Source organism: Telluria sp. LT2P34 (assembly GCF_059685915.1).
In genome coordinates this window covers 1-18353 of record NZ_JCASIN010000001.1, presented here as the reverse complement: position 1 = coordinate 18353, position 18353 = coordinate 1, and the positions used below count along the sequence as shown (strand labels likewise).

At 65.3% G+C, this 18353-nt stretch carries 14 protein-coding genes and 2 rRNA genes; 11 read left to right on the top strand and 5 right to left on the bottom strand.

Annotation, left to right across the window (positions count from 1 at the left end):
* The first annotated feature begins 20 nt into the window (after positions 1 to 20).
* From AC56KZ_RS00080 to AC56KZ_RS00050, 7 genes are all read left to right on the top strand, one after another.
* Complete coding sequence (locus AC56KZ_RS00080; RefSeq protein ID WP_497160094.1) at positions 21 to 1652, top strand: glycoside hydrolase family 43 protein; 1632 nt, start codon at positions 21 to 23, stop codon at positions 1650 to 1652.
* A gap of 119 nt (positions 1653 to 1771) precedes the next feature.
* Entirely contained in the window at positions 1772 to 3163 is a 1392-nt protein-coding gene (locus AC56KZ_RS00075) for an APC family permease (RefSeq protein WP_497160093.1), read from the top strand.
* 47 nt (positions 3164 to 3210) lie between these two features.
* Positions 3211 to 3801 (top strand): SAM-dependent methyltransferase, encoded by a 591-nt coding sequence (locus AC56KZ_RS00070; RefSeq protein ID WP_497160092.1) that lies wholly within the window; start codon positions 3211 to 3213, stop codon positions 3799 to 3801.
* Positions 3802 to 4119: 318 nt separating this feature from the next.
* Positions 4120 to 7368, top strand: a complete 3249-nt coding sequence (locus AC56KZ_RS00065) for an EAL domain-containing protein (RefSeq protein WP_497160091.1) — start codon at positions 4120 to 4122, stop codon at positions 7366 to 7368.
* Positions 7369 to 7420: 52 nt separating this feature from the next.
* Positions 7421 to 8083 carry a DUF2076 domain-containing protein gene (locus AC56KZ_RS00060; RefSeq protein WP_497160090.1) on the top strand — a complete coding sequence of 221 codons (663 nt, stop codon included), beginning with the start codon at positions 7421 to 7423 and terminating at the stop codon, positions 8081 to 8083.
* Between the two features lie 68 nt (positions 8084 to 8151).
* The gene (locus tag AC56KZ_RS00055) at positions 8152 to 9504 is read left to right on the top strand and encodes an MBL fold metallo-hydrolase (RefSeq protein WP_497160089.1); all 1353 of its coding nucleotides are present in this window, start codon (positions 8152 to 8154) and stop codon (positions 9502 to 9504) included.
* Positions 9495 to 10223: a hypothetical protein gene (locus tag AC56KZ_RS00050; RefSeq protein WP_497160088.1), complete on the top strand. Its 729-nt coding sequence runs from the start codon at positions 9495 to 9497 to the stop codon at positions 10221 to 10223. The genes AC56KZ_RS00055 and AC56KZ_RS00050 overlap by 10 nt, the downstream gene beginning before the upstream one ends.
* A gap of 18 nt (positions 10224 to 10241) precedes the next feature.
* Here AC56KZ_RS00050 and AC56KZ_RS00045 read toward each other — a convergent pair whose 3' ends face one another.
* On the bottom strand, positions 10242 to 10901 hold the full coding sequence (locus tag AC56KZ_RS00045) for a hypothetical protein (RefSeq protein WP_497160087.1): 660 nt from the start codon (positions 10899 to 10901) through the stop codon (positions 10242 to 10244).
* Between the two features lie 216 nt (positions 10902 to 11117).
* Between AC56KZ_RS00045 and AC56KZ_RS00040 the strand changes: the two genes are divergently transcribed.
* The 4 genes from AC56KZ_RS00040 (at position 11118) to AC56KZ_RS00025 (ending at position 15007) form a co-directional block, all read left to right on the top strand.
* Positions 11118 to 12092, top strand: a complete 975-nt coding sequence (locus tag AC56KZ_RS00040; RefSeq protein WP_497160086.1) for a tripartite tricarboxylate transporter substrate binding protein BugD — start codon at positions 11118 to 11120, stop codon at positions 12090 to 12092.
* Positions 12093 to 12238: 146 nt separating this feature from the next.
* Positions 12239 to 12703, top strand: a complete 465-nt coding sequence (locus AC56KZ_RS00035; RefSeq protein ID WP_497160085.1) for a tripartite tricarboxylate transporter TctB family protein — start codon at positions 12239 to 12241, stop codon at positions 12701 to 12703.
* Positions 12704 to 12709: 6 nt separating this feature from the next.
* Entirely contained in the window at positions 12710 to 14215 is a 1506-nt protein-coding gene (locus AC56KZ_RS00030; RefSeq protein WP_497160084.1) for a tripartite tricarboxylate transporter permease, read from the top strand.
* A gap of 96 nt (positions 14216 to 14311) precedes the next feature.
* Complete coding sequence (locus AC56KZ_RS00025; RefSeq protein ID WP_497160083.1) at positions 14312 to 15007, top strand: trimeric intracellular cation channel family protein; 696 nt, start codon at positions 14312 to 14314, stop codon at positions 15005 to 15007.
* A gap of 87 nt (positions 15008 to 15094) precedes the next feature.
* Here AC56KZ_RS00025 and lldD read toward each other — a convergent pair whose 3' ends face one another.
* The 4 genes from lldD to AC56KZ_RS00005 all read right to left on the bottom strand — a co-directional run.
* Positions 15095 to 16228 carry an FMN-dependent L-lactate dehydrogenase LldD gene (lldD, locus tag AC56KZ_RS00020; RefSeq protein WP_497160082.1) on the bottom strand — a complete coding sequence of 378 codons (1134 nt, stop codon included), beginning with the start codon at positions 16226 to 16228 and terminating at the stop codon, positions 15095 to 15097.
* 103 nt (positions 16229 to 16331) lie between these two features.
* A complete protein-coding gene (locus tag AC56KZ_RS00015) occupies positions 16332 to 16778 on the bottom strand; it encodes an SRPBCC family protein (protein WP_497160081.1) in 447 nt (148 codons plus the stop codon).
* A 187-nt stretch (positions 16779 to 16965) separates the two neighbouring features.
* A 5S ribosomal RNA gene (rrf, locus tag AC56KZ_RS00010) occupies positions 16966 to 17078 on the bottom strand.
* A gap of 123 nt (positions 17079 to 17201) precedes the next feature.
* Positions 17202 to 18353: ribosomal RNA gene (locus AC56KZ_RS00005) — 23S ribosomal RNA — on the bottom strand; the annotation flags it as partial.

Here is an 18353-nt window from a genome sequence, read left to right as displayed (position 1 = left end):
TGGTGAGGGCGGAGAGCCTCATGCCGCGCCTTCTCCGCCCGGCCGCGATCGGCCTGCTGGCGCTTGCCCTCGCGGGCTGCCAGTCCGCGCCTTCCAGGGCGCCTTCCACAGCGCCCTGGGTCGCCGACCTGGGCGATGGCCGCTACCGCAACCCGGTCCTGCACGCCGACTATTCCGACCCGGACGCCATTCGCGTCGGCGACCGGTATTACATGACCTCCTCAAGTTTCAACGCGGCCCCGGGCTTGCCCTTGCTCAGTTCGCTCGACCTGGTCAACTGGGAGCTGGTCGGCCACGCGCTCCCGAGCCTGGCGCCGGCCGATCGCTTCGCCACCGCCCGCCATGGCGAGGGGGTCTGGGCGCCCTGCCTGCGCTACCACCAGGGCAAGTTCTGGATCTTCTATCCGGACCCGGACTACGGCATCTATGTCATCACCGCCGAACGATTCAGCGGTCCCTGGAGCACGCCGCGGCTGCTGTTGCCCGGCAAGGGAATCATCGATCCGACGCCGCTGTGGGACGACGACGGCCGGGCCTGGCTACTGCACGGCTGGGCCAGGAGCCGCGCCGGCTTCAACAACGTGCTGACCTTGCGCAGCATGGCGCCCGACGCCAGCCGCATGCTCGACGATACAGGCCGCATCCTCATCGACGGCAACCGGATTGCGGGCTACCGCACCCTGGAAGGCCCGAAATTCTACAAAGCCAATGGCTTTTACTATGTGTTCGCCCCGGCCGGCGGCGTCGAGCACGGCTGGCAAGCCGTGTTTCGTTCGCGCACGATCGACGGGCCGTATGAAGTGCGCACCGTCATGGACCAGGGCGCGACCGCCATCAATGGCCCCCACCAGGGCGCCTGGATACGCGGCCAGGACGGGCGCGACTGGTTCCTGCATTTCCAGGACAAGGGCGCCTATGGCCGCGTGGTGCACTTGCAGCCGATGCGCTGGCTCGACGATTGGCCCCTGATCGGCGAACCCGGCCCGCGCGCCGGGAGCGGCCAGCCGGTGCCGGCGCATTCCAAGCCGGTGGCCGGCGCCCCGGTCCGCGTTCCCGCCACCTCCGACGAATTCGACTCGGCACGCCTGGGCCTGCAATGGCAGTGGAACGCCAACCCAGGCCCGCGCTGGTATTCGCTGAGCGCGCGGCCGGGCAAGCTGCGCCTGCATACCCAGGCAATGGCCATGGACAAGGTCCGCCAGGCGCCGTCGATCCTGGCCCAGAAGCTGCCGGCGCCCAGCTTCGCGGTCGACACCCGCGTCGAGCTTGTCGATGCGCACGAGGGCGACCGTGCCGGCCTGATCCTCAACGGCCTCGAGTATGCCTGGCTCGGCCTGCGCAAATCGAAGGGCGCCCTCGAGCTCGTCTACAGCGGCTGCATTCAAGGCGCGGGGCCGTGCAAGGAAAACGCCATGGTCGTGCTGCCGGCGGCCCCGGCCCTGCTCAGCCTGCGCATGACGATGGCGCCGGGCGCCCTTGCGCAGTTTGCCTACAGCCTCGACGACAAGCACTTCGTTTCCGTCGGTGCGCCCTTCAGCGCCAGCAAGGGCCGTTGGGTCGGCGCGCAAATCGGCCTGTTCAGCGTGGGAACCAATCCGGGCTCCGCAGCGTCGAATCTGGACGTGGACTACTTCAGGGTTTCGGCGCAGTAACGAACGCCGATTGGCCCATGGCCATGCTAGGCTTTCATTCGCGCTGCTCTGCCCGCTATGCTGCAACAAGCCGGTGGACCTGGCGTGTTACGCAATCGCTTCATCTCAACGTGGCCATCATGGATGCTACCGAAGCAGAACGCATTGCAGCCTCATCCCCGGGATCGATACCCCAGCCGACCCTCGGCCTGCGCGAAGCGGTTGCCGTCATTGTCGGCGTCGTCATCGGCGCCGGCATCTTCAAGGCGCCCTCGATCGTGGCCGGGCTGAGCGGCAGCGCGAGCGCGATGTTCGGGCTGTGGATCCTCGGCGGCGCGGTGTCCCTGATCGGCGCCCTCTGCTACGCCGAACTGAGCACGGCCTACGCCCACGCCGGCGGCGACTACCATTTCCTGCGCCGGGCCTACGGCCGGGCGGTCGCATTCCTGTTCGGCTGGGCACGCTTCGCGGTGATTACCACCGGCTCCATCGCCCTGCTCGGCTTTGTCTTCGGCGACTACATGCAGCAGGTGCTGCCCCTGCCGGGCATGGCCGGCGCGGCAGGGTCCACCGTGTACGCCTTTGGCGTGGTCGTCTTGCTGACCCTGCTCAACCTGCGCGGCATCCGCGCCGGCGCCCTGACCCAGACCTGGCTGACACTGCTCGAAATCGGCGGCTTGCTCCTGATCGCGGCTGCGGCCATCTTCTTTGCGGGCACGCCGCCCGCGCCCCCCGCCGCCGGCGCCGCCAGCGCCGGCCCGGCGTCCTACGGCATGGCCATGGTCTTCGTGCTGCTCACCTATGGCGGCTGGAACGAAGCGGCCTACATCAGCGCCGAAGTACGCGATGGACACCGCAACATGGTGAAGGCGCTGACCCTGTCGATCCTGCTCATCACCACGCTCTACCTGCTGGTGACCTGGGCCTGCTGGAAAACCCTCGGGCTCGCCGGGATGGCGGGCTCGGAAGCGCTGGTCGCCGACGTCATGCGCGCCACCCTCGGCCGGCCGGGCGAAACCGTCATTTCGCTCCTCGTCGCCGTCTCCGCGCTCACTTCCATCAACGCCACCATGATCGTCGGCGCACGCACCGGCTATGCCATGGGCTGCGACTGGCCGCGCCTGCGGCGGCTCGGCCAGTGGGACGGGAAGCGTGGTTCGCCCGCGCCGGCCATGCTGGTGCAGGGCGTCGCCGCACTGGTGCTGGTCGCCCTGGGCGCGGCCTTCGGCAGCGGCTTCAAGTCGATGGTGGAGTTCACGGCCCCGGTGTTCTGGCTGTTCTTCCTGCTCGCCGGGCTGTCGCTGTTCGTATTGCGCTGGCGCGAGCCAACCCAGCCGCGTCCGTTCAAGGTGCCCCTGTTCCCGCTGCTTCCGCTGGTCTTTTGCGCCACCTGCTGCTGGATGCTGTGGTCCAGCCTGTCCTATGTCTACAGCCAGTCGCTCGGCGGCCTGAACGCCGCCTGGATCGGCGTCGCCGTGCTCGGCGCCGGCCTGCTGCTGCTGCCGCTGCTGCGCTCCGAACCGGGCCGCTAGACCGAATCATCCTTTTCGCCCTCCCACCCACCCGAAGGAGAATATCGATGACTTCCCAACCCCGCCGTACGCTGCTTGGTCTCGGCGTCGCCGCGACCGGCCTGGCCCTGCTTCCGGCAGCGCGGCTGCTGGCCCAGCCCGCCGCCACCGCACCGGCCCTCGATGTCCCGTATGTGCCCACGCCCCAGGACGTGGTCGACCGCATGCTGCAACTGGCCCGCGTCAACAAGAACGACATCCTGTTCGACCTCGGCTGCGGCGACGGGCGCATCGTCGTCACCGCCGCCAAGGCCCACGGGGCACGCTGCACCGGCATCGACATCGACCCCGAACGCATCGCCGAAGCGAAGGAGAACGCGAAAAAGGCCGGCGTGACCGACAAGGTCAGCTTCCGCGTGGCCAACCTGTTCGAGACCGACCTGTCCTCGGCCTCGGTGGTGACCCTCTACCTGCTACCGACGATCAACACCAAACTGCGACCACGCCTGTGGCAGCAATTGAGAGTCGGCTCGCGCGTGGTCTCGCATGCCTTCGACATGGGACCGGAATGGCCGCCCGAGAAGACCGAAACCGTGGACGGGCGCACCATTTATTACTGGACGATTACGCAGGCGCAGAAAAAAGCGGCTCGCGCCTGATCGGAGCGCCATGCGCATCCCTGGCCGGCACATGCGTCATTGCGCACGAGACCTCGCTTGGCACCGCACCGGGCATGATTGTTGCAATTTAGAAATACATATGCAATCGACCTGGACAGGAGGCGAAGGCATGCTGACTTCATGGTATCGTTCCTGAAACATGCTGGCTGCGCGCGTCCTATGACCTGCGCCGGCGATTGGGGATGATGGATGGGGTTCATTGTCGTGCGAGTGCGGCTGAGGCGATTGCTGACGCCGCCGCGGTTGGCTCAGTTGGCTCAGTTGGCTCAGTTGGCTCAGTTGGCTCAGTTGGCTCAGTTGGCTCAGTCCGCGCTGCTGCCGGCGGGCCTGCTGACGGCCGGCCTGCTGTTGTCCCTGCCGTCCGCAGCCGCGCCGGCGACGCCGCTGCGGGTCGTGATGGACGCCAGCTATCCACCCTTCGCACACCGCAATGCCGATGGCAAGCTCGAGGGCTATTCGGTCGACGTCTGGCGCCTGTGGGAGAAAAAGACCGGCTTGCCGGTCGAGCTGATCGGCGCCGAATCGGGCGCGGTCCAGGCCGTGCTGCAGCGTGGCGACGCCGACGTCGCCGACCCGATTCTCCGCACCGCCGAGCGCGCCGCACGGCTCGATTTCTCGCAGCCGTATGCCGGCGTGACCACGGCCATCTATGCCGACGCCTCGCTTGGCGCGATCCACGACATGGCCAGCCTGAAGGGCTTCGAGGTCGCGGTCCAGGCCGACGACGCCTGCGCCGAACAACTGCGGCTTGCGGGGGTCGGCAAGGTGCGCGTTTTCCCCAGCCACGCCGCCCTCCTTGCCGCCGCCGCCAGCCAGAGCGTCAAGCTGTTGTGTATGGACGAATACTCGGCCGATTTCCACCTGTACCGCCTCGGCCTGCAACGCAGCTACGTAAAAGCCTTCGAGGTGGCGCGCGACCAGTTGCGCCGCGGCGTGCGCAAGGGCAATGCAAGCACGCTGACCCTGGTCGAACGCGGCATGGCGCAGATCACCCAGGCCGAGCTCGATGCGCTGCAGGAACGCTGGATGGGGCGTCCACTGGTGTTTACCCGCTATGCCCGGCATCTTGTGCAGGCGCTGGTGGTGCTGGGCTGCCTGGTGCTGCTGCTCGGCGCCTGGCTGGTATCGGTCAGGAGGGCCACGCGCACGCGCACGGTCGAACTCGAACGCGAGCGCGCCCAGCTGCATTCGCTGCTGGAAAACAGTCCTGACCTGGTCTGGCTGAAAGACCGCCAAGGGGTCTACCTGGCCTGCAACGCGCGCGCCGCCTCGCTGTTCGGCAAGCCGCCGTCCGAGGTTATCGGGCGCACCGACGAAGACCTGTTCGATCCCACCGTGGCGCTGCGCTACAGGCTCGACGACGCGGCCACGCTGCGCGCCGAACATGCGGTCACCTTCGAGGAAACCGAGGAGATGCCCGGCGCCCCGGGCATCTACGTGTTCGAAACCATCAAGACCCCGCTCACCCAGGCCGACGGCACCGTGATCGGCGTGCTCGGCGTCGCCCGCGACATTACCGAACGGCGCCAGCAGGAGCAGACCATCCGCGAACAGGAACGATTGCTTGCGGAAATGAGCACGCTGGCCCAGATCGGCGCCTGGGAGATCGACCTGGGTACAGGGGTGTTCCACTGGACGGCGGAGCTGGCGCGCATCTATGACATCCCGCCGGGCCAGCCGCTCACCCCCGAAGCCTGCACCCGCTGCTACGGCGCCGGCGACATCGCCCTGATCCAGCGCAGCCTCGACGCCGCCCGCCAGCGCGGCGAAGCCTTCGACGTCGAACTCGAGATGATCAGTGGCGGCGGCCAGGTGGCCAAGCTGCGCGGCACCGTACAGGACGTGACGCAGCGCCGCGACCTCGAGGAATCGATGCGCATGGCGAACCTGATCTACCAGACCAGCCTGGAAGCGATCGTCGTCACCGACGAGGCCAACCGGATCGTCGACGCCAACCCTGCCTTCACCAGCCAGACCGGTTATGCCCTGCCGGACGTGCTCGGCACGCGGCCCGCGCTGTTTGCGTCGAGCATGCACGACGCCGGGTTCTACGAGCGCATCTGGCGGGAGTTGCAGGCGAACGACCACTGGGAGGGCGAGATCCTGGACCGCAACCGCGACGCCTCCTTCACCGCCAAGTACGTCAACATGCGCACGATCCGGCACCCCGACCGGCGCATCTACCGCCACGTCATCCAGTTCCAGGACATCAGCGAACAAAAGGACAAGGACGAGCAGATCTGGCGCCAGACGAATTTCGACGCCCTCACCGGCCTGCCGAACCGCCGCCTGTTCGTCGACCGGCTCGAACAGGAGCTCAGGAAGGCGCACGGCGCCGAGGGCGGCCGCGGCCTGGGCGTGCTTCTGCTCGACCTCGACCGCTTCAAGGAAGTCAACGACAGCTTTGGCCACGCCAAAGGCGACGCCGCGCTGGTCGAACTGGCGCGCCGCATCGAAAGATGCGCGCCCGACGGCACGACCATCGGCCGCCTGGGCAGCAACATGTTCGCCCTGATCGTCGCCGAAGTCGACGGGCGCACCATTCTCGACACCACGGCCGAAGCCCTGATCGGCGCGATCGGCGCCCCGCTCGCCCTCGGCGCGGGCGACGCGGCCCATGTCTCGGCCAGCGTCGGCATCAGCGTCCATCCGGACGATGGCGCCAGCGCCGCCGACCTGGTGCGCAATGCCGAAGCCGCCGTGTATCTCGCGAAAAGCGAGGGGCGCGGGCGCTTCCAGTATTTCACGCCGGCGCTGCAAACGCGCGCGCGCAGCAAGCTCACGCTCACCAACGACCTGCGCGCCGCCCTGCGGCGCGGCCAGCTGCACGTGCATTACCAGCCGATCGTCGACCTGCTCGGAGGCCCGATCCGCAAGGCCGAAGCCCTGCTGCGCTGGGACCACCCTGAACACGGCATGATCAGCCCGGCGCGCTTCATTCCGCTGGCCGAGGAAGCGGGCCTGATCGACGAGATCGGCGAGTGGGTGGTGATGGAGGCCATCGCCAGCATCGAGCGCTGGCGCCGTGCCTACGGCTATGTGGTGGAGCTCAGCGTGAACGTGTCGCCGCTCCAGTTCGACAGGCGCGGGGCCCTGCCCTGGCTCGATCGACTGGTCAACGCCGGCCTGCCGCCGGGCAGCCTGACCATCGAAATCACCGAAGGCCTGCTGGTGAGCGATGCCGAGCAGGTCAAGAGCTGTCTCGACGCCGTGCACAATGCCGGCGCCAGGGTCTCGATCGACGACTTCGGCACCGGTTTCTCGTCGCTGTCCTACCTGAAGGACTTCGACGTCGACTACCTGAAGATCGACAAGTCCTTCATCAACCACCTGACCGACAACGGCAGCGACAAGGCGCTGACCGAAGGCATCATCGACCTGGCCCACCGCCTCGGCATCGAGGCCATCGCCGAGGGCGTCGAAACCGCCGCCCAGCGCGACATGCTGGCCTCTTTCGGCTGCGACTACATCCAGAGCTACCACTGCGCGCCCGCCCTCACCCGCGCCGCCTTCGAAGAACGTCTCGAAGCCCAACTGGTGCACTGAACGCGCCGCAAAAGGTGCAAAATGCTGTTTTGAACAGCATTCGGAGGTTTTCATGAGCCCACAAGATTCCATGCTTCTGCAGGATTTCCTGAACCAGCTGGTCCAGGCCCGCGATGTGCCGAAAGACCCCGAGGCCGAGGCGATGATCGCCAGGGCGGCGGCGCAGCAGCCAGACGCCGCCTACCTGCTGGTGCAGCGCGCCCTGCTGCAACAGCAGGCGCTGAACAATGCCCAGGCCGAGATTGCCGCCTTGAAGCAGCAGATGCGCGGCGCCGGCCGGCCAGCCTCGCAATTTCTCGATCCGAACGCCTGGGGAAATGGCAGCGGCTACCAGCCGTCGGGGCACTACCCGTCCGCGCCGGCGCAGCCGGCCCGCAGCGGCTTCTTCGGCGGGCGCAGCGGCGGCATGGGCGGTGCGCTAGGCAGCATCGCCTCGACCGCGGCAGGGGTGGCGGCGGGCGCCTTCCTGTTCCAGGGCCTCGGCAACCTGTTGGGCGGCAACCGGGACGGCAACGGCTTCCTCGGCAACGACAACGCCTTTTCCTCGCTGACCGAACCGCTCGACAATCTGGGCGGCGACAATGCGGGAGCCGATACGGCGAACGGACTGGCCGACAGCAGCGCCAGCGAGCACGATTTCTCGGGCGACGGCGGCGGCGACAGCCTGGGCGGGGACGGCTTCGACAGCGGCGGCGACGACAGCATGCTGGGCTGAGTGTTGGCGCAGTCCGGCTACAGGGGAACAGTATGGGATAATCCGCTCCTGTACTGGACCCCCGACACATGACCCTGCACATTTCCCGGATCCTCCACGCCGGTTACGTCTTCGCCTGCGGCGACGCGCGCATCGCCTTCGATCCGATCTTCGAAAACCCGTTCAGCTGCAATTGCCACGCCTTCCCGGAGGTGCGCTTCGACCACGCGCAGATCCGGCGGTTGCGCTTCGACGCCGTCTTCATTTCGCATTTCCACGACGATCATTGCTCGCTCGAGAGCCTCGACCTGCTCGACCGGCAGACGCCGATCCACATCTACTGCCTGTTCGAGGAACTGTTCGCCATGGTGCGCGAACTCGGTTTTGTGAACGTCCATTCCCTGGCAACCGGCCTGCCGGTGGCCGTAGGACCGTTCGTGGTCACGCCGCGCGCGGCGCTCGACGCTGACGTCGATTCGATGTTCCAGGTCGCGGCCGCGGGCCTGAACGTGCTCAACGTCGTCGATTCCTGGATCGACCCGGAAGGCCTCGAGCTGCTGGCCCGGCACGCGCCCTGGGACATGGTGCTGTGGCCCTTCCAGACGATGCGCGAAATCGAGGTGCTCTCGCCTTCGCGCGCCACGCCCGCGCCAGGCGAACTGCCCGCCGACTGGATCGAACAACTGGCGCTCCTCCAGCCGCGCTACGTCGTGCCCAGCTCCTGCCAGTTCCTGCAGGAGCCGTGGTCGTGGTACAACCAGGCCTTTTTCCCGGTCAGCTACGCGCAGTTCGGCCGCCAGGTCGAGGCGGCGCTGCCGGGGGTCGAGGTGGTACGCATGAATCCCGGGGTGTCGGTGGCGCTGGAGCGCGCCGGCCTGCGCCGCGGGGAGCCGCTGCCCTGGGTGCTGCCGGTTGGCGAGCAGGATGTCGATTATTGCTACGACCCGCAGGCCGTGCCGCCCGCGACGGCCGAGATTGCGCGCCGCTTTCCATCCCTGGGCGGCGCGCAGGCGGCGCGCGTACGCGACTACCTCGCAAGCGGCCTGCTCGAGAAATACCGCGCCATGGAGCTGCCCGAGGACAGCTATTTCGAGCAGCCGCGCACCTGGCAGTTGACGGTGTACGACCACACCGGCGCGGCCGAGCACTACCGCTATCGGATCGAAGGCGATACCATCGAGGCGCTTGCCTTGGATGCGGGCCCGCTGTCCTGGACCACCGAACTGCCGCTGGCCAAACTGTACGCGGCGCTCGAACTGGGCGAGTCGCTGACCTCGATGTACATGCGCATCAACGATACGCGCTTCGACCCCGACACCGAACACGACCTGGCGTCGAGCGAACTGGTCGACGATCCCCTGATCCGCTGCCTCTTCAACGATGCCTTTGGCGCTTACCAGGCCGCGCAACTGCGCCGGCTGAAAGAACGGACATGTCAGTGACGAACAGCGGTGCTACGCCCGCAGAGCTCCCATTCCGCGCCACCAGCGAGCAGGCCTGCGCCTGGCTGGCGGCGCAAACCGGCACCCCCTGGACGCTGGCGCGCCTGCTTGAAGCGGGCCTGACCCCGTATGTCTGGCTCGATTACGATGCGGCACACCCCGACCTGTTCGGCGAGGCCAACGGCGGCTATGCGGCGCCGATCTTTTTTGAGGGCGACATCGCGCGGCTTGCCGCCGGCAGCGAGGACGTCCTCATCACGATCACGAAAGACGTGTACCGCTTGCCGGCGACGCTGCCGGCGCCGGGCTTCCGGCGCGCGCTGCACGAGCTGCGCTTCCTGAAAAAAGAGGTCGAGCGCCTGCCGGCAAAGCTGGCGCGCGCGGCCGAACCTGCGCCGCCGCCACCGCCCGCGGCCGAGTCGAAACACGGCATCGACCGCCAGCAGGTCCTGGCCGCCTTTGCCGGCATGGCGAAAATCGACCTGGAAGCGGCGCTGGCGGGCGGCGGCGGCATTTTTGGCGACGACGGCGCAAGGGTCAAGGGCAGCGCCAGGCAGTCGAAGAACAAGGCGCTGTGGAATCCGGTGACGCTGGCCCTCGGTCTGAACGAGGTCTACCGGGTGCCGCTGGGGCGCCTGACCAGGGCCTTCGGCGCGCACGATTTCCTGTCCCCCTGGCTCGAGAAGTGGGAGCAGAGCCTGCGTTTGCTGGGCAAATAGCTGGCCAAGGCCGAGGTTCTACACGGCCGTGCCGGCGAATTCGACTTTCGCCGCCAGGACGCGGCGCAGCGCGCTTTCCGGGTCGAGGCCCGACATCAGGAGGTTGATGATCTCTTTCTTGTCCTCGCCCGTCACGCTCTTGCAGGCCTCGCGGTGCCCGGTAAACCAGGCATACCAGGTCACGTCGGCCGGCCTTTCCTTGCGCGGCTTGAAGCGTGCCGGCAGCGCCGCGCGCGCGTCCAGCGCCCACGCCGCCATGCGCTCCCGGACCTGGACGCCGGCCCAGTCGAAGGCCGCCACGGCGCGCAAGTCCGCATCAGGGTCTCCCTCGTAGTGTTTGCCAGGCCGCATGCTCGCCGGATTGACCGCCAGGCAGGACAGGTTGGGAAACCCGGTGGCACGGCAAAAGTCCTGGATGAAGCGCAATTTCATGCCGAGCCCGACCGGCACCGCGCGGTCGACCGCCGCGTCCTTCGGATGCAGCAGGCGCGTCAGCGTGAGCAGGTCGGCATAGGCGATCGGGGCGCCCTGGTGCACGCCGGCCTGGCGCACGAGGGCATCGGCCAGTTTGATGCCGACGTCGATGTCGCCGTGGGTCAGTTGATTGATGAGCTGAGTGCTGGCGTTGATACCGGCCTCCTTCTGGTTGATTGAATGCCGCCTCGGGACGAACTTCACAGGCCGCAACGCAGTCTGAAGTAGCGGAACAGCACGGGAACAAGGTGCCGACAATCGTGGTTTTCCCTTAGTTGCAAATCATACCATTTACTGGTACAACCGCTCTTGCGTACATATCGGATAACGCATCAGGAACAGCCGGCTGCATACAGCCGGCCGGCCATCCGATCGCATGACCCCGCTGCTACCTAAAACCAGAATCTACAGGAGACACCCATGAAATTCACCCTCACCTGCGCAGCCGCCTGCCTCGCCTTGTTCGGCAGCGCTACCGCCCACGCCCAGTCGTACCCGACCAAGACGATCACCATGATCGTGCCTTTCGCCGCCGGCGGCCCGACCGATACCGTCGCCCGCCTCGTGGCGCAATCGATGGGCACCAAGCTCAAGCAGCAGATCATCATCGAAAACGTCGGCGGCGCCGGCGGCACCATCGGCGCGGCCCGCGTCGCCAAAGCGGCGCCGGACGGCTACACGCTGTTCCTGCACCACATCGGCCACGCCACGGCGCCCTCGCTGTACCGCAAGCTCCCCTACAACGCGAAAGAGGCCTTCGAGCCGATCGGCCTGATCACCGACGTGCCGATGACCATCGTCGCCCGTGGCGATTTCCCGGCCAAGGACGTCAAGGAACTGCTGGCCTACGTGAAAGCCAACAAGGACAAGGTCACCTACGCCAATGCCGGCGTCGGTTCGGCTTCGCACCTGTGCGGCATGCTGTTCATGACCGCCATCGGCACCGACCTGACCACCGTGCCGTACAAGGGCACCGGCCCGGCCATGAACGACCTGCTCGGCGGCCAGGTGGACTTCATGTGCGACCAGACCACCAACACCACCAGCCAGATCAAGGGCGGCAAGATCAAGGCCTATGCCGTCACCACCAAGACGCGCCTGAAGTCGATGCCGAACCTGCCGACCCTGGCCGAATCGGGCCTGCCTAACTTCGAAGTGGCGGTCTGGCACGGCATGTACGCGCCGAAAGGCACGCCGAAGGCCGTGGTCGACACGCTCGCCTCCGCCCTCCAGGTGGCACTCAAGGATCCGGCGGTCGTACAGCGCTTCGCCGACCTCGGCACCGAGCCGGTCGCGCCTAACCGCGCCAACCCGGCCGCGCTGAAGGCACACGTCGATGCGGAAATCGCGCGCTGGGCGCCGATCATCACCAAGGCCGGCGTCTACGCCGACTAAGTGGTGCCTCACCGGCACTAGTGCCTGAGCGAACGGCGCGCGCTGTCGCGCCGTTCTTTGCTATTGTCGCTCTACAGTTTCCGCCGCCCGGCTCGTTTGCGGGCGCGCGTAATGAACAAGAACATCCGCCGCAAAGGGGACATGCTGTGCCTTCATTCATCCGCAATCCAAAAGATTTTTGGATCGGCATCATCTTCCTGTTTTTCGGACTTTCCGCCGTCATTGTCGGCCTCGACTATTCGATGGGCACGGCCGGGCGCATGGGCCCGGCTTACTTCCCGAGCGTCCTCGGCGGGCTGCTCGCGATCGTCGGGCTGATCGGCGTGGTGCGCTCCTTCCTGCGCCCCGGCGAGCCGATCGGCAAGTTCCACCTCAAGAATCTCGCGCTCATCCTCGTCGCCGTCCTGCTGTTCGGCTTCCTGATGCGTGGCGCCGGCCTGGTGCCCGCCGCCATCGTCCTGATCGTCATGAGCGCCTACGCCAGTCCAAAATTCACCTGGGGCGCCACCCTGCTGCTGGCAGTCGGTCTGGCCCTCTTCGCCGTGGTGCTCTTCGTCAAGCTGCTGGGCTTGCCGATCGCCATCTTCGGTCCCTGGTTCGGAGTCGAGTAAAAAAACATGGAAATCTTCGCTAACCTCGGATTGGGCCTGGAAACGGCCTTTACCCTCACCAACCTGATGTACTGCCTGATCGGCGTGTTCGTCGGCACCGCCGTCGGCGTGCTGCCGGGCCTGGGCCCGATCGCCACCATCGCCATGCTGCTGCCGGCCACCTTCGGCCTGCCGCCGGTCGCTTCGCTGATCATGCTGTCGGGTATTTATTACGGCGCCCAGTACGGGGGCTCGACCACGGCGATCCTGGTCAACCTGCCGGGAGAGTCATCCTCGGTGGTGACCGCCATCGACGGCCACATCATGGCCCGCAACGGCCAGGCCGGCAAGGCGCTCGCCACGGCCGCGCTCGCGTCCTTCTTCGCCGGCACCGTCGCCACCGTCCTGCTGGCCCTGTTCGCTCCGCCGCTCGCCGAAATGGCGCTCAAGTTCGGCCCTGCCGAGTACTTCTCGCTGATGGTGCTGGGCCTGGTGGCCTCGGTGGTGCTGGCCAGCGGCTCGCTGCTCAACGCGATCGGCATGGTGATCCTGGGCCTGCTGCTCGGCCTGATCGGCACCGACGTCAATTCCGGCCAGGCGCGCTACACCTTCGACTTCCCGCAGATTGCCGACGGCATCAACTTCGTCATCGTCGCCATGGGCATGTTCGGCATCGGCGAGATCATCCGCAACCTCGAGCATGACGAGTCGCGCGACCTGCTGACGAAGAAAGTGTCCGGGCTGATGCTCAGCAAGGAAGACTTCAAGCGCATCATCGCGCCGGTCTTGCGCGGCACCGCCCTCGGTTCCGCCCTCGGCATCCTGCCGGGCGGCGGCGCCATGCTGGCCTCGTTCGCGTCGTATTCGATCGAGAAAAAGGTATCGAAGAACTCGGCCAATTTCGGCAAGGGCGCCATCGAGGGCGTGGCCGCACCGGAGGCGGCCAACAACGCCGGCGCCCAGACTTCCTTCATCCCGATGCTCACGCTCGGCATTCCGTCCAACCCGGTGATGGCGCTGATGATCGGCGCGATGATCATCCAGGGCATACAGCCGGGCCCGGCAGTGATGACCGAGCAGCCGGCGCTGTTCTGGGGACTGATCGTGTCGATGTGGTTCGGTAACCTGTTCCTGGTGCTGCTGAACCTGCCGATGATCGGCCTCTGGGTCAAGATGATTTCGGTGCCCTACCACCGCCTGTATCCGGCGATCCTGATGTTCTGCTCGATCGGCGTCTTCAGCCTCAACAACAGCGAATTCGACGTCTGGCTGATGGCCCTGTTCGGCCTGTTCGGCTACATCTGCGCGAAACTGGGCGCGGAGCCGGCGCCGATGCTGCTGGGCTTCATAATCGGCCCGATGATGGAAGAATACCTGCGCCGCGCCCTGCTGCTCTCGCGCAGCGACCCGATGGTCTTCATCGAGCGCCCGATCAGCGCCACGATGCTGGGCCTGGCAGTGGCGGCGATGGTGGTGGTGTTGCTGCCATCGCTGAGGAAGAAGCGCGAAGAAGCCTTCCACGAAGAGGATTAAGCGCTTCAAGAGGCTTACAAGACCGGGAAGCAGGCCAGTGGCCTGCTTTCTTTTTTATATGGCTGCCATTCGGCCCCATTTCCAGAAAGTACTCACGTGTTTGCCGTTCTCTCCCTCGACATGGGGGCCGCCATGAAGACCCTCGTGCTCACGCTCGACCTGGTCGGCACCTTCGTTTTCGCGCTGAGCGGCGCCACTGCCGGCGCGCGCCGCCGCCTCGATATCTTCGGGGTGCTGGTGCTATCCTTCGTCGCGGCCAACTCCGGCGGCATCGTGCGCGACCTGCTGATCGGCGCTACGCCGCCGGCCGCGATCAGCGACTGGCGCTACCTCGCAGTGTCGCTGCTGGCCGGCATCGTGATCTTTTTCTGGTACCCGACCATCAACCGCCTGACCAGTCCGGTGCTGTTTTTCGACAGCGTGGGACTGGCGCTGTTTTGCGTCGCCGGCGCGCAAAAGGCGCTGGTGTTCGGCCTGGAGCCGCCCATGGCCGCCCTGCTGGGCATGCTGACCGGAATCGGCGGCGGCATCGCGCGCGACGTGCTGCTGTCGAACGTGCCGGCAGTATTTCGCTCCGACATCTACGCCATCGCGGCGCTCGCGGGCGCTTCGGTGGTGGTGGCCGGCGACGCCCTGCAATTGCCCACCACGGCCAGCGCCCTTGCCGGGGCGACGCTGTGCTTCGGCTTGCGCATGGCTGCCGTGCGCTATGACTGGCACCTGCCGCGGGCACGCACGCCGGAGCATGGGGACGGCCAGCGCGAGGCGGATGAACGGGACGATAACCGCTGAGCGATCACAGGACAAGCGCCAGGTCACTGCCTGGCGCCGGGCAAGAGACAGGCAAGCGCCGCGCCTCTGCCGGCGTCAGGCGGCCATTCACCTGGCCAGCAAATGCGGCCCGATCTCGCGCACCGACTGCACGCCGGTGAGGACCATGTTGGTACGGATATCCTTTTCCATGATCGCCAGCAAGCGCTCGACGCCCGCCTGGCCCGAGGTGGCCAGCGCATACACAAAGGCGCGCCCGATCAGCACGCTGTCGGCGCCGAGGGCCAGCATGCGAAACACGTCGGTACCGGTACGCACGCCGCCATCGGCAAAAATCGTCATCTTTCCCTTGACCGCCTCGGCGATCGACGGCAGCGCCTGCGCCGTCGACAGCGCGCCGTCGAGCTGGCGGCCGCCATGGTTGGAGACCACGATGCCGTCTGCCCCGAAGGCGAGCGCATCCCTCGCGTCGTCCGCGTCGAGGATGCCCTTGATCACCAGCTTTCCACGCCACTCGTCGCGGATCCATTGCAGGTCCGGCCAGGCGATGCCGGGGTCGAAATTTTCGCCCAGCCAGCCCATGTAATCGGCCAGCCCGGTGGCGCCGCCGCGGTAGGCCGAGATGTTGCCCAGGTCGTGGGGCCGTCCGTGCACGCCCACGTCCCAGGCCCAGCGTGGGTGCATCAACGCCTGGAACATCCGCCGCATCGGGGCGTTCGGCCCGCTCATGCCGGCGTGCGCATCGCGGTAGCGTGCTCCAGGCACAGGCATGTCGACGGTGAACACCAGCGTGGTCGAACCCAGTTCCCAGGCGCGCCGCATCACGTCGCGCATGAAGGCGCGGTCTTTCAGCACATACAGCTGAAACCAGACCGGATGCGAAGCCTGGGCCGCCACTTCCGCCAGCGGGCAGACCGATACGGTGGACTGGATAAAAGGAATGTTGCGGTGGCAAGCCGCGCGCACGGCCTGCACCTCGCCGCGGCGCGCATACATGCCCGCTAGCCCGATCGGCGCCAGGGCGATCGGCAGCGCATAGCGCTCTCCGAACAACTCCACCCCCAGGTCGAGCTGTTCGGCGCCGCGGAGCACGCGCTGGCGCAGCTTGACCGCCTGCAGGTCGTCGACATTGCTGCGCAGCGTCTGCTCGGCCCCGGCGCCGCCATCGAGATAGTGGAACAGGAAAGGCGGCAGCCTGCGCCGGGCGGCTTCGCGGAAGTCTGTGGCGGACGAAATGATCATGGAGTAGCGGGCCCTTTTATGGATCAGGCCCATGTTGACATCAACGCACCGGAAAGTGAACACTCGACAAGGAAATCTTCACGCCGCAGACTGGCGCAAGGGCCTAGCCAGCGATTTCCGCCTCGACCAGTTTTGTCAGCAGCTCGAGCGATTCCTGCGAGCCTAGATAGCAGGCCTCAGCCGGAATGAGTGAAGGAATGCCCTCTTGCCGGATATTGATTTCGACGCCACAAAAGACCTCGCGCAGGGTCACCGTGGTCTGCATACTGCCAGGCAAGCCAGGCGCATCGAACTCGGCCGTATAGCGCAGGCGCTTTCCTGGATCGAGTTCCAGGTATTCGCCGCTGAAGGACTGGTTATGGCCGGTGGTGAAATTGGTGAACGACATGCGATACCGCCCGCCGGCGCGGCCGTCCATCTCGTGGACGGTGCCGATGAAGCCATGCGGCGGCAGCCATTTCGCCCAGGCCGCAGGCGTGACGAAGGCGCGATACACGCGCTCGGGCGTGGATTTCAGGACGCGGTGCAGCTCGACGGTGTTGGTCGACATGATGATTTCCTCCTTTTCGACAATGGTGTGCGCGACAATGGGATGAGAACCGGCGCCGGATTCCTGCGACCGAACCATCATAACCACTATCGCATCTGGCAGAAGGACACGGCTAAAAACCACCGGACGAAAAAAAACCCCACCTGCACGATCGCGGGTGGGGGTTCTTTCCTACTACGTATAACTAGCCTGACGATAACCTACTTTCACACTGGTTGCAGCACTATCATCGGCGCAAAGTCGTTTCACGGTCCTGTTCGGGATGGGAAGGGGTGGGACCGACTTGCTATGGTCATCAGGCTTGACTTGTACGAGCTGCTGTCCACATGGACAGCAGCTCAGAATCTGGAAGAAGTAAGTTTTTTGGGTAGTGTGATCAACAAACAGCACACTGTAATCTTGAACCATACCTGCTAAGGTTATAGGGACAAGCCGTACGGGCAATTAGTACTGGTTAGCTTAATGCATTACTGCACTTCCACACCCAGCCTATCAACGTCCTGGTCTCGAACGACCCTTCAAGGAGCTCAAGGCTCCGGGAAATCTCATCTCAAGGCAAGTTTCCCGCTTAGATGCTTTCAGCGGTTATCTCTTCCGAACTTAGCTACCCGGCAATGCCACTGGCGTGACAACCGGTACACCAGAGGTTCGTCCACTCCGGTCCTCTCGTACTAGGAGCAGCCCCCTTCAAATTTCCAACGCCCACGGCAGATAGGGACCAAACTGTCTCACGACGTTTTAAACCCAGCTCACGTACCACTTTAAATGGCGAACAGCCATACCCTTGGGACCGGCTACAGCCCCAGGATGTGATGAGCCGACATCGAGGTGCCAAACTCCCCCGTCGATATGAACTCTTGGGAGGAATCAGCCTGTTATCCCCAGAGTACCTTTTATCCGTTGAGCGATGGCCCTTCCATACAGAACCACCGGATCACTATGTCCTACTTTCGTACCTGCTCGACTTGTCGGTCTCGCAGTTAAGCACGCTTATGCCATTGCACTATCATCACGATGTCCGACCGTAATTAGCGTACCTTCGAACTCCTCCGTTACGCTTTAGGAGGAGACCGCCCCAGTCAAACTGCCTACCATGCACTGTCCCCGATCCGGATAACGGACCAAGGTTAGAACCTCAAACAAACCAGGGTGGTATTTCAAGGATGGCTCCACGAACACTGGCGTGTCCGCTTCAAAGCCTCCCACCTATCCTACACAGATTGGTTCAAAGTCCAATGCAAAGCTACAGTAAAGGTTCATGGGGTCTTTCCGTCTAGCCGCGGGTAGATTGCATCATCACAAACATTTCAACTTCGCTGAGTCTCGGGAGGAGACAGTGTGGCCATCGTTACGCCATTCGTGCAGGTCGGAACTTACCCGACAAGGAATTTCGCTACCTTAGGACCGTTATAGTTACGGCCGCCGTTTACTGGGACTTCAATCAAGAGCTTGCACCCCATCATTTAATCTTCCAGCACCGGGCAGGCGTCACACCCTATACGTCCACTTTCGTGTTTGCAGAGTGCTGTGTTTTTATTAAACAGTCGCAGCCACCAGTTTATTGCAACCCGTTCA

Bases quoted from the DNA above. Each gene is read 5' to 3' on its own strand.
- AC56KZ_RS00080 (WP_497160094.1), top strand. From the start codon at position 21: ATGCCGCGCCTTCTCCGCCCGGCCGCGATCGGCCTGCTGGCGCTTGCC.
- AC56KZ_RS00075 (WP_497160093.1), top strand. From the start codon at position 1,772: ATGGATGCTACCGAAGCAGAACGCATTGCAGCCTCATCCCCGGGATCG.
- AC56KZ_RS00070 (WP_497160092.1), top strand. From the start codon at position 3,211: ATGACTTCCCAACCCCGCCGTACGCTGCTTGGTCTCGGCGTCGCCGCG.
- AC56KZ_RS00060 (WP_497160090.1), top strand. From the start codon at position 7,421: ATGAGCCCACAAGATTCCATGCTTCTGCAGGATTTCCTGAACCAGCTG.
- AC56KZ_RS00055 (WP_497160089.1), top strand. From the start codon at position 8,152: ATGACCCTGCACATTTCCCGGATCCTCCACGCCGGTTACGTCTTCGCC.
- AC56KZ_RS00050 (WP_497160088.1), top strand. From the start codon at position 9,495: ATGTCAGTGACGAACAGCGGTGCTACGCCCGCAGAGCTCCCATTCCGC.
- AC56KZ_RS00040 (WP_497160086.1), top strand. From the start codon at position 11,118: ATGAAATTCACCCTCACCTGCGCAGCCGCCTGCCTCGCCTTGTTCGGC.
- AC56KZ_RS00030 (WP_497160084.1), top strand. From the start codon at position 12,710: ATGGAAATCTTCGCTAACCTCGGATTGGGCCTGGAAACGGCCTTTACC.
- lldD (WP_497160082.1), bottom strand. From the start codon at position 16,228: ATGATCATTTCGTCCGCCACAGACTTCCGCGAAGCCGCCCGGCGCAGG.
- AC56KZ_RS00015 (WP_497160081.1), bottom strand. From the start codon at position 16,778: ATGTCGACCAACACCGTCGAGCTGCACCGCGTCCTGAAATCCACGCCC.